Source organism: Celeribacter naphthalenivorans (assembly GCF_020524585.1).
GTDB classification, from domain to species: Bacteria; Pseudomonadota; Alphaproteobacteria; order Rhodobacterales; family Rhodobacteraceae; genus Celeribacter; species Celeribacter naphthalenivorans.
Map to the genome: position 1 here is coordinate 1 of NZ_JAIVLK010000011.1, position 15,086 is coordinate 15,086.

Consider the following 15,086-nt stretch of genomic DNA (forward strand, 5'->3'; position numbering starts at 1 on the left):
AACCAATAAATACCGATAAGTAACAGATAGTTAAGCGCCTCCCCCGGGAGAATTTTGTCGTTTCAAATTGCCGAAACGCACACAGCCAAAATCAAAATCGCATACATAGTGGCAGGCCGGCAACAAGCTTCCCTCACGTCACCTCCGCGCACACCAAGGTGTATGTCTTTGCGTCTCCGCACAGCTACTATGACCGCGAGTGATATTGTGAATACGGGGGAATGGGTGTGAACACCTATTATCGAAAAATTAAGCAAACAGCAGGGTTGGCTCTGTTTGGAGTTTTGGCAACGGCGGGCGCGTCGCAAGCGATGAATGTCAATAATGTCCGCCTTTTTACTGACGGCGACTGCGGTGGATCAAGCCCGTCGACCTTTCTCATCAGCGTTCAGGGAAACGCCGGGGAGTTTCCAGATCAGGATGTTCTGATCGATTTTGGTGGAGGTAATACGCAGTATTATGACGCCCATATGTGGTATGTCATGGATGCCACGAACAAGATCATCGGCACCACTTACGGGAATAATTTTGCAACAAATACAGGAGTCTACGGAGACTCCTTCTTCTCGGTCAACATGCGTCCGTCGGTCACAGGCAACTTCACCGTTGCGCTTCAGGACGAGGCGGATGGCACGGCGGATCAATCCCTTGGCGCGACTTATGTCGCGGGTTCGGGACAGCGGGCATCGACGTCATTTAACGCCGCCGCACTAGACGCGGATTGTGTGCCCTCTGCGCCGTCAGACAGCGAACAACCCGTCGTCACAGTCCCCTCGAACATCACTGTCTCGACGGATACGGGCGTGGCAACGGCCGTCGTCAACTATGCGACGATCACGGCGACCGACAATGTGGGTGTGACCTCTGGGCCGACGCTGACCGCGGGGCTTGCCTCCGGGGCAGCCTTCCCCCTCGGAACCACCACGGTAACCTATGAGGCCTCGGATGCCGCAGGCAACACCGGCAGTGCCAGCTTTACGGTGACGGTCGAGGACAATGAGGCGCCTGTCATTCGCCCGATCGCGCCTTTGACACTGGAGGCCGAGCCTGCGGGAACGCGCCAACTCGGTTTTTCCACCCTTGTCGATGATAACGTCGACACGGGTTTGGTGCCGGTGTTCTCATTGAATGGTTCTGTCATCACAAGCCCTTATGCCTTCCCCATCGGGACCAATGTGATCAAAATAAACGCCACGGACACGGCAGGAAATGATGCGTCCGAGGTCGAGTTCATCTTTACCGTGACGCCCGGCACGCTTCCGGATGCGCCAGTATTGACCACCTCCGACATCAACGCCAACCGGTCGATGACAATCGCGGGAACCGCTGTTGCTGACGGTCTCGTGACGGTCACATTCCCGGACAGCACCAATCAGCAGGTGACCGCCACAGGAGGCGTGTTCTCGGTGACATCTGCAGCGGATATGCAGGGAGGGACCGTCTCTGTGACGGTGAAGGATACCCGCGGATACACCTCGCTGCCGGCGACGGTCGATCTCTATCCTGATTACGTTCAGCCCACAGTGAGCTTGAGCACGGCAGCGGCTTTGACGTCCGGACCCTTCGAAGTGACCGCCAGCTTTAGCGAAGATGTCACGGGGTTCGACCTGTCACACGTCGTGGTCGGAAATGGTGCGGCGTCGGCTCTGATCTCTGACACCGCCTCGAGCTATCGCTTCACCGTGACGCCCGCAGCGGATGGTACGGTGACGGTCGATGTGACCGCTGCCGCCGCGCAGGATGCGGCGTCGAACGATAGCTTGGCGGCGACGCAGTTGAGCGTGACTTCGGACAGCACAGCGCCGACGGTGACGCTCTCGGGCCCGGCAACTCCGCCGTCCGGTCCGTTCGAAGTGACTGCCAGCTTTAGCGAAGACGTCACGGGGTTCGACCTGTCGCATGTCGTGGTCGGCAATGGGGCGGCGTCGGCTCTGATCGCGGACACCGCCTCGAGCTATCGCTTCACCGTGACGCCCGCAGCCGATGGCGTGGTGACGGTCGACGTGACCGCCGCTGCTGCGCAGGATGCGGCGTCGAACGACAGCTTGGCGGCGACACAGCTGAGCGTGACTTCGGACAGCACAGCGCCGACGGTGACGCTCTCGGGCCCGGCAACTCCGCCGTCTGGTCCGTTTGAGATGACCGCCAGCTTTAGCGAAGACGTCACGGGGTTTGAACTTTCTGATGTTCTGGTGACGGCTGGTGTTGCGTCGGCCCTCATTGCGGACACCGCCTCGAGCTATCGCTTCACAGTCACGCCGGATTTGGGCGCGCCTGTCGTGATCGACATCGCAAGTGGCGCGGCAGAAGACATCGCCGGGAACCTGAGCGAAGCTGCCTCGAGTTTTATCATCGACACGGCCTCGCCCTTGACTGTGTTTGACGAGAATGAAGAGGTCATTCGCGAGATCGTTCAGAGCATTGCCGTTGCCTCCACCCGCGAACGCCTTTTGGTGCGGGAAGGTATGATGGCCGATGCCCGGGGGCGCTTTATCAGGGATCGCTCCGGGAGCGGGGCTGAAACTTCGCGTGGCGGGTTTAATGGCTCTGCTACAGACGGCTCTGTGATGATGAGCGGGTATTACGGTCTGAGCCACGGCGACGCCGACGGTGGGGTTCGCCGGTTGGTGTTCGGCGAGTTCAATATCAGCAAAACCAGCGATGAGATCACCACGGGCACGCTGTCTGGGACGGCGGCTTGGGAAAAACTGGTCTTTGGCAAAACGCTGGCCGGTGTGTTCCTCTCTGCCGATGTGAGCAACGCCAACATCGATGCGACCTTTGAGGGCTCTCAATTGTCCTTCGGCGCGAGTGCCGGGGCCTATGCCGTGACGGAGTTGCGGGAAAATCTGTTCCTCGACGGCTATCTGTCCGTCGGCATGGGGACGCATGATCTCGATATGAGCAACGGCATTCTGGACCTCTCATCGGAGTATACCACCCGAAATGCCGAGGCCGGTGTGACCCTTTCTGGCACGGTGGACGGCAAAGGGTTCCAGCTGCGCCCTGCGCTTTCGGCGTCTTACGGATATGTCGATCTCGGCAATATCGGGATGACGGGCACGGCCTATGGTCTGGTCGATGACACGCTTGTCTTGGATGCGGGCCATGTCTCTGTGGGGCGTTTGAGCTTTGTCCCCGAATTCATCGTTCCGCTTGATGGCTTGAGTGCCGAGCTGACCCAAACCTCTTTTGCGCTTCAGCCGAAGCTGAGCTGTGAGTGGGTCGATATGGGCACAACAGAGGAAGATTGCGGTGCCGGGCTAGGCCTGTCGATCATGTCTGTCGATACCGACAGTGGTGCCCGGTTCAACGCCGAATACGCCTATGAAAAGATCGGATCGGTTGAAACCACATCGGTTAGCATGAAGCTGGTCTTCGAATTCTGATCGGTCTGAAATAGGTCCTGAAAATGAGAAACGCGCCAGAGATAATCTGGCGCGTTTTTTTGTGCGTGTCCCCAAATGTCGTTCAGCCGAAGGGGATATGTGCTGGCCTGTCGCGAGAACCGGCCAGCGTCCGTGGGATCACCCCTGCGGCAGGGCGTAGGCGATCAGGTAGTCCCCGCGATCCGGCGACTGACGGGCACCGCCAGCGGAGATCACGATGTACTGACGCCCGTCTTCCTGAGACACGTAGGAGATCGGCGTGCCTTGCGAGCCAACCGGCAGGCGGACTTTCCAGACCTCTTTGCCGGTCGCGCTGTCAAAGGCACGCAGCCAGTAGTCTTGCGTGGCAGCAAAGAAGACCAGACCGCCCTGCGTCGACAGAGACCCGCCGATGGTCGGCATGCCCACAGGCATCGGGAGACGCATCTTCATGCCGAAGAGAACCGTGTCCTGAACCGTGCCAAGCGGCGCTTCCCACGCAACGGACTGCGTGTCGAGATTGACAGCGGTCAGCGTGCCGAACGGCGGTTCCTGACAGGGAATGCCCAGCGGCGAGAGGAAGCGGTTTTTGTTGACGGAGTAGGGCGTGCCTTTGAGCGGAACGCCACCCATCACGGTGTTAACGGCTTCGGAGCCATTGGAGGCCGCAGCATCCGGGTCCTGTTCCATCATATGCACCCAGAGGCCCAGACGCATGTCGTTGATGAAGATGGTGTTCGCGGTCGGGTCATAGGACAGACCGCCCCAGTTCATCCCGCCAAGCGAGCCCGGGAAGGACAGCGAATAATCGGTGTCCGGCGCGGTGTAGAGACCCTCGTAGCGATAGCCTTTGAAAATCACACGACACATCAGCTGATCGAACGGGGTTGCGCCCCACATGTCTTTCTCGGTCAGATGCGGCGCACCGATTTGCGGCATGCCAACGGAGAGCGGCTGTTTCAGGGCGTATTTCTCGCCCGGAATGGTCGCCGGTTTGACGTCGATCTCTTCGACCTCGGTCAGAGGCTGACCCGTCGCACGGTCGAGCACAAAGATCTGTCCGGCTTTGGTGCCAAAGATCAGCGCAGGTGTACCTTTGAAGTCGATCAGCGTCGGCTGCATCGGCACGTCAAAGTCCCACAGATCGTGGTGCACGGTCTGATAGACCCATTTCTCGTCACCGGTGGTGGCATCGAGGGCGAGGATGGAGGCGCCGTATTTCTCGTCTTCCGGCGTGCGTTCCACACCCCAGAGGTCGATGGCGGCGTTGCCGACCGGCATGAACACGGTGTTGCTTGCCGCGTCATAGGTCATCGGCGCCCAGACGTTCGGCGTGGACCGCGTATAGGCCGAGCCATCGGCAGGCGCATTGCGATCTTCGGGGTTGCCCGGATCGAAAGCCCATTTCATCTCGCCGGTGATGGCGTCAAAGCCACGCATTACACCGCCCGGCATATCGAGCGCCACGTTGTCGGCGACACGACCACCCACAACGATGGTGGAGCCCGCGAGAAGCGGCGGAGAGGTCAGCGAGTAGAGCGGCGCTTGCGCGTCCCCCAGACCCTGTTTCAGGTCGATCATGCCCGCGTCACCAAAGGTTTCGCAAAGCGCGCCGGTTTCGGCATCCAAAGCCACGAGCACCGCGTCGATGGTGTTCATGTAGATGCGTCTCTCACAGGCAGCGCCTTCCGGCAGGTTGAACGGGGTCACAGGTGTTGCGCCTTCGACGGTCGGCTGTTCGAGCGGAATAGACGTGTCGAGATAGGCCAGACCGCGACACCGCACCCAGGTGCGGGTGTCGGTCGGGAAATCATGACGCCAGTTCTCTTCGCCGGTCGTCGCGTTCACGGAGATCACGATGTTATTGGGCGAACAGAAATAGAGGTCTTCACCGACTTGCAGCGGGGTGCCCTGATCCTCGGAGCCGCCGCCATTGGGGGAGTCCGGAATGTCGCCAGTGCGGAAGGTCCAAGCGATCTCAAGCTCGTCGACGTTGTCGGGCGTGATCTGATCCAGCGCCGCAAAACGCGTGGCGTCGGGCGTAGAGCCATAGCTGCTCCAGTCCGTCGGCGCGCCTTCGGCGACGGGTGTTTCCCCCGAAGCGATCTCGAAATTATGCTGGCCATGCGGCTGGAACATGCCCCAGACCATGCCCAGAACGACAACCAGAGACACCGCGGCAATGCCGAGGAACGGTCCCGTCATCGGCGCACGACCGGCGCGTTTGAGCGTCAGCGGGTGCAGCGCCATCATGAGCATGAAGATGATCAGGAAGGTAAAGATCCGGGCGTGCAGCGGCCAGAAATCGAGGCCCGCTTCCCAGAACGCCCAAATCACGGTGAGGGCAAAGGCGATGACGTAGATGAATGTGCCGCTCGGCGAGCCGCGCATGATCTGAACGCCGGAGGCCACAAGTGCGAGGCCCATGAGCAGATAATACCAGCTGCCGCCGCGCGTGATCAGCATCACGCCGCCACCAGCCAGCCCGAGACCCACCAGCGCCAATACTGCGCCAAGCAGGACGAGCAGCCATGTCCATGACTGCTTCGAGGAGGTTTCTTCGGTCATTTCGTTTCCTAAGAGACAGTGTTTTCACTGTTATCTGAACCGCGTCGAACGATCGCCCCTCCTCCCCAAGACGATCACGTGGCACAAATGAACACCGCGCTCTTCTCACGTGCGGCAAGTTGCCTCAAGGTCAAGAAACGAACATTGGTGTGCGCTAACATGCACATGTTAACGGATACCTGTGCGGAGACGGGACGCAGCCTCTCCTGTGGAGGGGCGTTCGCGCCCTACCCACGCGTCGCAATCGAAGAGATGAAGCGCAAAGCTTTTCTCATCTCCCCGAATGCGGGACGCATCTGGGCTTTCAGACGGTGTGCTGTCATTTGGTCAGGATCAGCTTTCCGGCGCGGGTGATGCGCAGGGTGTAAAGCTGGCCGTCCAAATTGATCTGGCGCGTGCTGCCATCGGCAATCAGGCTGCGGGCATCGACGGGGGGAAGTTGACCGGCGTCTGCGGTCATCGAAGTTACATGTGCGTTCATATCAGAGGCCTTTACGGTCTTGTCGGTTTCATCGGTCATATTGACCCGCCTGCCTTGCGGGTGGGCGGTGCGTTTATCGCGCGGTTAAAATCACCAAGACTGGCTGGACGTGTCTCGTCTCTGCTTGCCAAGGATGCCGCGCTGTCCACGCGACTCGCCGAAATGCTTCGGTCCTTGTCTCTGGATATTAAACCTTAGTTTTTCTGTCAACTTTATCTGTAGGTGAAATTTTAAAAGATCTCGGAGAGCATCGCGTACACAAAAGGAAATGCGATTAAATTTAATATTGACGGAAGTGTCATTTCTAATGTTTGAAAGATATAGACCAAAGTGCATATCAAGGCGACGGCCAATGTTGCGGCCGCGAAAATGTCAGGAGACGGACATGATCCCGCGAAAGACAGTTGGAAAAACAGTCGGATGGCTCGCGATGGCGTTGCTGCCCATCTCCGCTTTCGCGGAAACGCCTGTGGTCGTCGAACTGATCAAGGCTCAGTCGCACCCCATCGAACAGGAATTGCGATTGGTGGGATCGGTCGAGGCCTCCGACAGCTTTCCGGCGTCGTTTCGGCGCGGTGGCCAGATCGACGTGTTCAACGCCGAGATCGGCATGCATTTCAAAGCAGGCGAGGTGATCGCCCGGATCGATCCGACCAATATTGTGGCCGAGCTGGACGCAGCCGAGGCCAATCTCGATGCCGCAGAGGCCGCTCTTGTTCAGGCGGATCAGGCGCGCACCCGTGCTCAGAGCCTTTTGGATCGCGGCGTCGGCACACAGGCGCAATATGACGAAGCGCAGCAAAGCTATCTGGCCGCAAAAGCCACGCGGGATCAGGCCGCAGCGCTTTTGGAAACGGCGGAACAGGCTAATGACGACACGATTCTACGTGCGGATCGCGACGTGATCGTAACGGATCGTTTTGTGGACCTTGGCGAGGTGGTCTCCGCCGGCAAAGCCGTGGTGCAGCTCGCGCCAGAAGGCGACTTGCAGGCCATTTTCCTCGCCCCCGATGCGGCCGGTCTGTCGCGGATGCGCGGGCGCGAGGTCGAGCTGGACCCGAACGGCCCGCTGCCGCCTTTCGTCGCGACGGTCACAGAGGTTTTGCCCGTCTTGAACGCCACCGGGACCGTCGAAATCCGTGCCGATATTCCGGTCGAACGGACCGAAGACATCCCCATCGGCACGTCGATTTCCGGTCGCGCTGCGGTCATGACGGACACCCGGATCGTTCTGCCCTGGACGGCCCTGAGCGCCAATGCCGAGGGGCCAGCCGTCTGGCGGGTCGACCCCGTTGGTTTCACCGTCTCCCTGACGCCGGTGACGATTGCGGGCTATGACGATACGCAAATCGAATTGTCGGATGGGCTGAATGACGGCGATCTTGTCGTCGGTGCCGGATCGCATCTTTTGTATGACGGGCGTGCCGTCCAGACCATGGAGGCGACACAATGAAAAGGATCGTTTTGAGCCTTTGTCTCTGCCTCGCCTCGCCAATGTTTGCCGCAGGTTCGGCTCAAACCTCCGAAGTCGTGGTCGAGGGGGTGCGCCCGGTCGTCACGGAATTCATTTCTGCAAATCCAGTCGAAGAGCGTCAGTTCTCCGGCGTGATCCGGGGCGAAGATGTCGCCGCTCTGGCGTTTCAGACCAGCGGGCGTTTGGCCGCGATGAATGTCGAGGCGGGGGACCGGATCAAGGCGGGGCAGGGGCTTGCGACGCTGGATCAGATCACGTTGGCGCAAGATGTTGCGGTGGCTGAGGCGGCTCTGTCCTCGGCCGAGGCGCAGGCGGAATTTGCGCAGTCGCAATATGATCGTGTTGCGGCGCTTTTGGCCCGCAATGTCGCCACCACGGCCCAGATCGAGGCGGCGCGTGCCGCCCGCGATGCCGCCGTGGCTCAGGCGGAAAGTGCCCGCGCCGATCTGGTCCGCGCGCGCGAGGCGGCTGGCTATGGCCAATTGATCGCGCCGCGTGACGGCATCGTTTTGAGCACGGATGTCGAACCGGGCACGATGGTCAGCCCGGGTGTAAGCGTGATGGAAATCGCCGACCCTATGGGGCGTGAGGCGATCATCGATGTGGCGGAAAGCTTTGCCACGATCATCCCAGCGCATGCGCGTTTCACGGTCTATCACCGCGCCGAAGGCGTGGCGCCGGTCGAAGCGGAGCTGAGCGTCATCGAACCTGTTGCTGAGACCAGCCTCGACACGCGGCGGCTGCGTCTGATCCTGATCGACCCGCCGGAGGACTATCGCATCGGTACCTTGATCACCGCGAGTTACAACAGCGACAGAGCGCCCGTGATGACCCTGTCGCAAACGGCGATTGGCGGAACGGCTGAGGCACCGGGCGTTTGGCGCGTCACGACAGAGGGCGACACGCGGGTCGCGCATTTCACACCCGTCACGTTGGGTGCCGAGGTTGGGGATCGCATCGTGATCACAGAAGGCCTCGCAGAAGGCGATGAGATCATCACGCACGGGGTTCACGGATTGGAAGACGGCCAAGAGGTCGGGGAGCGTTTGCAATGAAGGGGTTCAACCTGTCCGATTGGGCGCTGGGGCATCGCTCCTTTATCTGGTTTCTGATGATCGTCGCGGTGATCGCTGGCGCCTTGAGTTACATGCGTTTGGGGCGCGAAGAAGACCCGTCTTTCACCGTCCGCACCATGATCGTCACCGCCAGCCTGCCGGGCGCGACTGCCGAGGAGACCGTGACGCAGGTCACCGACCGGATCGAACGCAAATTGCAGGAATTGCCGACGCTCGATGGCACGCGCTCCGTGACCTATCCCGGCATTTCGATGGTCTATGTCGACCTGCGCGACGATGTGCCCAATAGCGAGATTACGCCGTCCTGGACCCGCGTACGTCAGATGATGTCCGACATTCGCCCTGAATTTCCCTCGGAATTTCAAGGCTTTTCCTTCAATGACGATTTTGGCGATGTGTTCGGCACGATCTATGCCTTCACCTCCGACGGGTTCCGCCCGGAAGAGGTGAAAGACTATGTCGAGGACATCCGCGATGTGGTGCAAAGCCTCGATGCGGCGGGCAAGGTCGAGCTGTTCGGCACCCGCGATCAGGTCATTCATCTCGAATTCTCCGCACTTCGACTGGCGGCCTTTGGCCTCGACGCCGGTGCGGTGCTGTCCTCCCTGTCGGCGCAAAACGAGATTGTGCCTTCGGGGATGATTTCCACCGAAGACGAGAACATCCTGCTGCGTGTCACTGGCCAGTTTGACACCGTTGAGGCGCTGGCCCAGGCGCCGTTGCGCTCGGGCGATATTTTCTTCACGCTTTCGGATGTCGGCGAGATTTCCGAGGGCTATGATGATCCCCCGAGCGAACTCTTCCGTTTCAATGGCGAGCCCGCCATCGGGCTCAAGATCGGCATGTTGGACGGCGGCAATATCCTCGATTTCGGCGCGGAACTTGACCGCACGATGATCGAGCAGGCCGCGCTTTTGCCGATGGGGATCGAGATGCATCACGTCGCCGATCAGCCGAAGGTGGTGGACGACTCCGTCGGACATTTCGTTAAGGCGCTGATCGAGGCGGTGGTGATCGTTTTGGCGGTGAGTTTTGTGTCCTTGGGCATGCGCGCGGGCTTTGTCGTCAGCCTGACGATCCCGCTCGTGCTGGCACTGACCTTCGTGTTCATGGAAATTCTGGGCATCACGTTGCAGCGGATTTCCCTGGGCGCCTTGATCATCGCGCTGGGCCTTTTGGTCGATGACGCGATGATCGCGATCGAAACGATGATCTCGCGGCTCGAACTGGGCGAGGGGCGGCGCAAGGCGGCGTCTTATGCCTGGACCTCGATTGCCTGGCCGATGCTGACCGGCACGCTGATCACCACGGCGGGGTTCATTCCCATCGGGCTTAATAGCTCTCAGGCGGGCGAATACACCCGCACGCTGTTCTATGTGATCGCGATTTCTCTGGTGCTGAGCTGGATCGTCGCGGTGCTCTTTGCGCCTGTGCTGGGCGCCACTTTCCTACCGAAGAAATGGAAACATCACGATGGCGAGGCGGGATGGCTGCGGCGTCGGTTCCACGTCATGTTGCGGCTGGCGATGCGCTATAAAGTCCTCACCGTGCTTTTGACATTCGTGGTGTTCGGCCTCTCGGTCGTGGGGATGACCAAGGTCGAGCAACAGTTTTTCCCAAGCTCGGATCGCCCCGAAGTCGTGGTCGATGTGACCCTGCGCCAGAATGCAAGCATCTACGCGACCGACAGCACCATCGCCAGTTTCGAGGCCTGGCTGAAGGATCAGGACGAGGTGGTCTTTTGGACGTCTTACGCTGGAACGGGTGCGCCGCGTGTTGTGTTGACGCTCGAATCTCTCACGCCCGGCCCCAACATCGGCCAGCTTTTGATCATGACGCCCGATCTGGGGGCGCGGGATCGGTTGATTGCGAAAATCCGTGCCTATTCCGAGGCGTTGCCGTCGGCGGAATTTTATCCAAAGACCTTTGAGATGGGGCCGCCGGTCGGCAAGCCCGTGCAATACCGGGTCTCCGGGCCGGACTATGCCGAGCTGCGCGATCATGCGCGGGAATTTGCGGCGGCGATTGCGGCGGATGATCGGCTGACGGCGATTGCCCTCGATTGGAATGAGCCGACGCGGGTGGTGCGGGTCGATCTCGATCAGGCGCGTTTGCGGCAGTTGGGGCTGACCCAGTCCGATGTGGCGGGCGTTCTGTCGTCGCTCTTCGAGGGCTCGACGGTGACCCAAATCCGCCAGAACCGCGACCTGATCAATGTCGAAATCCGGGGCGCCGAAGAGGATCGGAAAACACTCACTGCGCTGGAGAACCTGCAATTCGCCAACACCCAAGGCGTGGCCATCCCGCTGTCCTCCATCGCGACGCTCGATTGGGTCACCGAACAGCCGTTGATCCGACAAGAGGACCGCGCGCCGGTGATCACGGTCAAGGCGGCGATTGCCAATGACGATTTGCCGGCCACGATTGTCGATGATCTCGCCCCCATCGTGGCGGAGTTCGCCGAGACATTGCCGCGCGACTATACGGTCGAGGTCGGCGGCACGGTGGAAAGCAGCGCCGACAGTCAGGCGCCGATCATGGCGGTGATGCCGATCATGCTGCTGATCATTCTGACGCTGACGATGATTCAGGTGCAGAGCTTCCGCCTGATGTTCGTCGTCATGGCCGTGGCACCATTGGGGCTGATCGGTGTCGTTGCCTCGCTCTTGACGGCAGGGGCGCCAATGGGCTTCGTAGCACTACTTGGGGTTTTGGCCCTCTTCGGCATCCTGATCCGCAATTCGATCATCCTCATTCAGGCCATCGAGGATTTGCGCCGCGAGGGCAAATCGCGCTGGGCGGCCGTCTTTGAGGCCTCCGACAGCCGCGCGCGTCCGATCCTTTTGACGGCCGCAGCGGCCTCTTTGGCGCTGATCCCGATCTCGCGTCAGGTGTTCTGGGGGCCGATGGCCTTTGCCATGATGGGCGGCATCATCGCGGGGACGTTGATCACTCTTTTGTTCGCGCCCGCGCTCTATTGCATCGTGTTCGGCGTCAAACCTGAGGCGGAGTCCGGAGTGGAGACATGAACGATATGCCCGAGCAACAGAAAGAAGATCACCGCACGCGGGTCGGCCAAGAACGGCGGCAAAAGACGCTGGATCGGTTGATCGAAGCCGCCATTCTGGTCTTTGCCGAACGCGGCCTGAATGGCACGGTGATCGACCATGTGGTGAGCCGCGCGGGCGTGTCGCGCGGGACGTTTTACAACTATTTCGACACGATCGAAGATGCATTGGAAACGGCGCGGATTGCGCTGGGCCGCGAGGTGGTTTTGCTGGTCAAGGATTCTGCCGACCTGAGCCAGCCGCCGGCGGAACGCATTGCCCATGGCATTCACGTGTTCATCGAGATCGCCCGGCGCAATACTTTGTTTCTCGAATTCACCGCGCGTCTTGGGCGGCGCAGTTTCAGTTTCGCCGCTGTGCTTTGTGAAACCGGGCCGCGATTTATCTCCGACGGGATTGAGTGCGGTGCGTTTCAGGATGTGCCAGAGAGCCTGATTTTCGACATGCTCGAAGTCGGCACCATCGCGATCCTGCGGCGGATCATGGCGGGCGAAGCGGTGGATGTAGAGGCTTTCGTGGCGGCCATGCTGCGCGTTCTTGGGCTCGATTTTGAGAGCTCTGTTGCGGTGGCAAAGCAGGCCGTGCCGCAAAGCCTGCCCGACATTCCTGAGGATAGCCTGTTGGCGCGCGGCAATGCGGCCTGGCTTGGCTCGCACTAAACGTTTAGCTCGTGTGTTGCTGCATCCGGCCCATCGCCTGCGCAAGCGCGGTGGCCGCCCGCACCCCGTCGATCAGCACCAGCCCGGTTTGCGCGGAGAGCACCGCGTGATGCGCCGACATGCCCGCACAGCCGAGGATGATCGCGGACGCGCCCGCATCGCCCATGCGTCTGATGTTCTCGGCCAACCGGTCCAGCACTTCGGGGCGGCCCTCTTCGACGTCGAGCACTGGAATGCCGCTGGCTTTGACGCCGAGGCACGGACCGCTGAAGCCTTGTTGTTGGATGTTCCCTTCGATCACCGGCACGGAGACGTCGAGCGTGGTCACCACGCCAAAGTTTTGCCCCATCAAAAGCGCCATGTGATAGGCCGCCTGTCCGATGCCGATCACCGGGCAATGCGCCTCTGCGCGCATCTCATTGAGGCCGGTGTCGTCGAAACAGGCGATGACGATGACATCGACGCCCTCGGCGCGCGCTTTCGGCAAAAGCGCCATTTGCCCGGCCAGAGCCGCCGCGCCATCTTCGGGGCCTTGAATGGCGGGCGGGCCATCATGGTTGGTCCAGCCGAGGATGTCTGCCTCCGGCAAGGTGGCGCGGGCGGTCGCCACGACGCTCTCGGTCATGGCCTCGGTCGAATTGGGGTTGAGAAAGAGAATCTTCACGTTTCGGCCCTCAGACACCTTTGCCCGCATCCGACCCGAACCGGGCGCGGCGTTTGCCCAAGATCCAGACGGTCAACAGGAACGCCCCAATGATCAGCAATGAGAACAGCGTGGTCATCGTGCCCAAAGCATAGATCACCGGCGTGGTCACATTGGTCGTCATGCCGAAAATCTCCAGAGGCAGCGTGTTGTAGGAGCCTGCAGTCAAAAGCGTGCGCGCGAATTCGTCATAGGACAGCGTGAAGCCAAAGAGGCCAACCCCGATGAGCGAGGGCGCGATGATCGGCAAGACCACATAACGCACGGTTTGCCAAGGGGAGGCGCCTTGGTCGCGGGCGGCTTCCTCGAAGGATTTGTCGAAGCGGTTGAATACGGCGAACATGATCAAGAGACCAAAGGGCAGGGTCCAGGTGAGCTGCGAGCCAAAGCCCGAGGTGGCCCAGTGAATTTTCAACCCGAACTGGTTGAAGATCAGGCCCACGCCCAAAGAGATCAGGATCGAGGGGATCACCAGCGAGGCAATGATCAGGTAAAACAGAATGCCGGAGCCTGCAAAGCGTTTGCGGAAAGCAAAGCCACCCATGACAGAGACCACAACGGTCGTCACCATCACCATGAGGCCAAGCGCAAAGGAGCGGCGGAAACTGCCCCAGATGTCGCCCACGGCTTGTTCCTGAAACAGTTCGCGGAACCAGTTGAGCGAAGTGCCCTGCATCGGAAATGTAAGCCCTCCGCCGGGGCCCTGGAACGACAGGATGCCGATGGTCAGCGTCGGGCCGTAGAGGAAGAGGATGAACAGCCCAAAGAAGGCGGTGAGCACGTAGAAGGATTTGGATTTCTTTTCCATGGCTCAGAGCTCCTTACGGATGTCGACGAAGCGCAACAGGATGCCGATCACGATCAGGACGGTGATCAAAAGGATCACGGCGGTGGCCGCAGCAGACGGATATTGCAGCAGGGAAATGTCGTTCGAAATGAGCCGCCCGACGTTGGCCTTTTGCGACCCGGACATAAAGCGCACGGTGATGAAATCGCCCATCACGAGGGTCAGAACAAAGATCGTGCCGATCATGATGCCGGGCTTTGTGAGGGGCAAAATCACGTGGGTTAGAGTCTGAAATCCGCTGGCGCCATTGTCGCGGGCGGCTTCGATCAGGGAATGATCAATCCGCGTCATCGTGTTGAAAATCGGCACGACCATGAAGAGCGTGTAGAGGTGCACAAAGGCAAGGATCACGGAAAAATCGGAATATAGAAGCCATTCCAAAGGCTGATCGATCACGCCCCAACTTTGCAGCATGGAGTTCGCGATGCCGTTACGCCCGAGAAACGGAATCCACGAAATCATCCGAATGATGTTCGAGGTCCAGAACGGGATGGTGCACAAGAGAAACAGCGCGATCTGCGTCGTCTGGTTCTTGATGTGAAAGGCCAGATAATAGGCGACGGTAAAGCCGATCGCGAGGGTCAGCGCCCATGTGATCGCGGCATATTTAAAGGTCGCGAAGAACACTTTGTAAGTCACCGGAGAGCCGAAGAGGAATTCGTAATTCTCAAGCGTAAACGCCGGGATGATCGAAAACTCGGTGGCCTGCCAGAAACTCACCACCACGATGGTGATGATCGGCAGGATCAGGAACCCGATCAGGATCAGGGTCAAAGGCGAGGCCTGAAGCCAGCCCTGGATGTGACGGTTCTTGAGCATCGTGTGCCTTCTTCTGTCTCAAA

General features: G+C 59.9%; 10 protein-coding genes. 5 read left to right on the top strand and 5 right to left on the bottom strand.

Going from position 1 to position 15,086, the window contains the following annotated elements; translation table 11 throughout:
- Positions 1-482: 482 nt before the first annotated feature.
- Positions 483-3,389 (top strand): Ig-like domain-containing protein, encoded by a 2,907-nt coding sequence (locus LC094_RS19655; protein WP_226554483.1) that lies wholly within the window; start codon positions 483-485, stop codon positions 3,387-3,389.
- A 138-nt stretch (positions 3,390-3,527) separates the two neighbouring features.
- Here the strand turns inward: LC094_RS19655 and LC094_RS19660 are convergent, their stop codons facing one another.
- Together LC094_RS19660 and hemP are read right to left on the bottom strand one after the other, a co-directional pair.
- Positions 3,528-5,936 carry a membrane-bound PQQ-dependent dehydrogenase, glucose/quinate/shikimate family gene (locus LC094_RS19660; protein ID WP_226554484.1) on the bottom strand — a complete coding sequence of 803 codons (2,409 nt, stop codon included), beginning with the start codon at positions 5,934-5,936 and terminating at the stop codon, positions 3,528-3,530.
- Positions 5,937-6,255: 319 nt separating this feature from the next.
- Positions 6,256-6,417, bottom strand: a complete 162-nt coding sequence (gene hemP, locus LC094_RS19665; RefSeq protein WP_219785121.1) for a hemin uptake protein HemP — start codon at positions 6,415-6,417, stop codon at positions 6,256-6,258.
- 385 nt (positions 6,418-6,802) lie between these two features.
- Between hemP and LC094_RS19670 the strand changes: the two genes are divergently transcribed.
- From LC094_RS19670 to LC094_RS19685, 4 genes are read left to right on the top strand one after another with little or no spacing between them, the layout of a single operon-like run.
- The gene (locus tag LC094_RS19670; protein ID WP_226554485.1) at positions 6,803-7,870 is read left to right on the top strand and encodes an efflux RND transporter periplasmic adaptor subunit; all 1,068 of its coding nucleotides are present in this window, start codon (positions 6,803-6,805) and stop codon (positions 7,868-7,870) included.
- Complete coding sequence (locus tag LC094_RS19675) at positions 7,867-8,946, top strand: efflux RND transporter periplasmic adaptor subunit (protein WP_226554486.1); 1,080 nt, start codon at positions 7,867-7,869, stop codon at positions 8,944-8,946. The genes LC094_RS19670 and LC094_RS19675 overlap by 4 nt, the downstream gene beginning before the upstream one ends.
- Positions 8,943-11,996 carry an efflux RND transporter permease subunit gene (locus LC094_RS19680; RefSeq protein WP_226554487.1) on the top strand — a complete coding sequence of 1,018 codons (3,054 nt, stop codon included), beginning with the start codon at positions 8,943-8,945 and terminating at the stop codon, positions 11,994-11,996. The genes LC094_RS19675 and LC094_RS19680 overlap by 4 nt, the downstream gene beginning before the upstream one ends.
- Positions 11,993-12,694, top strand: a complete 702-nt coding sequence (locus LC094_RS19685; protein WP_226554488.1) for a TetR/AcrR family transcriptional regulator — start codon at positions 11,993-11,995, stop codon at positions 12,692-12,694. The genes LC094_RS19680 and LC094_RS19685 overlap by 4 nt, the downstream gene beginning before the upstream one ends.
- Before the next feature lie 4 nt (positions 12,695-12,698).
- Here LC094_RS19685 and LC094_RS19690 read toward each other — a convergent pair whose 3' ends face one another.
- From LC094_RS19690 to LC094_RS19700, 3 genes are read right to left on the bottom strand one after another with little or no spacing between them, the layout of a single operon-like run.
- Positions 12,699-13,358 carry an aspartate/glutamate racemase family protein gene (locus LC094_RS19690; RefSeq protein WP_226554489.1) on the bottom strand — a complete coding sequence of 220 codons (660 nt, stop codon included), beginning with the start codon at positions 13,356-13,358 and terminating at the stop codon, positions 12,699-12,701.
- Positions 13,359-13,368: 10 nt separating this feature from the next.
- Positions 13,369-14,205: an ABC transporter permease gene (locus LC094_RS19695; protein WP_226554490.1), complete on the bottom strand. Its 837-nt coding sequence runs from the start codon at positions 14,203-14,205 to the stop codon at positions 13,369-13,371.
- Between the two features lie 3 nt (positions 14,206-14,208).
- On the bottom strand, positions 14,209-15,063 hold the full coding sequence (locus tag LC094_RS19700) for an ABC transporter permease (protein ID WP_226554491.1): 855 nt from the start codon (positions 15,061-15,063) through the stop codon (positions 14,209-14,211).
- Between the last annotated feature and the right edge of the window lie 23 nt (positions 15,064-15,086).

Bases quoted from the DNA above. Each gene is read 5' to 3' on its own strand.
- LC094_RS19655 (WP_226554483.1), top strand. From the start codon at position 483: ATGGATGCCACGAACAAGATCATCGGCACCACTTACGGGAATAATTTT.
- LC094_RS19660 (WP_226554484.1), bottom strand. From the start codon at position 5,936: ATGACCGAAGAAACCTCCTCGAAGCAGTCATGGACATGGCTGCTCGTC.
- hemP (WP_219785121.1), bottom strand. From the start codon at position 6,417: ATGAACGCACATGTAACTTCGATGACCGCAGACGCCGGTCAACTTCCC.
- LC094_RS19670 (WP_226554485.1), top strand. From the start codon at position 6,803: ATGATCCCGCGAAAGACAGTTGGAAAAACAGTCGGATGGCTCGCGATG.
- LC094_RS19675 (WP_226554486.1), top strand. From the start codon at position 7,867: ATGAAAAGGATCGTTTTGAGCCTTTGTCTCTGCCTCGCCTCGCCAATG.
- LC094_RS19680 (WP_226554487.1), top strand. From the start codon at position 8,943: ATGAAGGGGTTCAACCTGTCCGATTGGGCGCTGGGGCATCGCTCCTTT.
- LC094_RS19685 (WP_226554488.1), top strand. From the start codon at position 11,993: ATGAACGATATGCCCGAGCAACAGAAAGAAGATCACCGCACGCGGGTC.
- LC094_RS19695 (WP_226554490.1), bottom strand. From the start codon at position 14,205: ATGGAAAAGAAATCCAAATCCTTCTACGTGCTCACCGCCTTCTTTGGG.
- LC094_RS19700 (WP_226554491.1), bottom strand. From the start codon at position 15,063: ATGCTCAAGAACCGTCACATCCAGGGCTGGCTTCAGGCCTCGCCTTTG.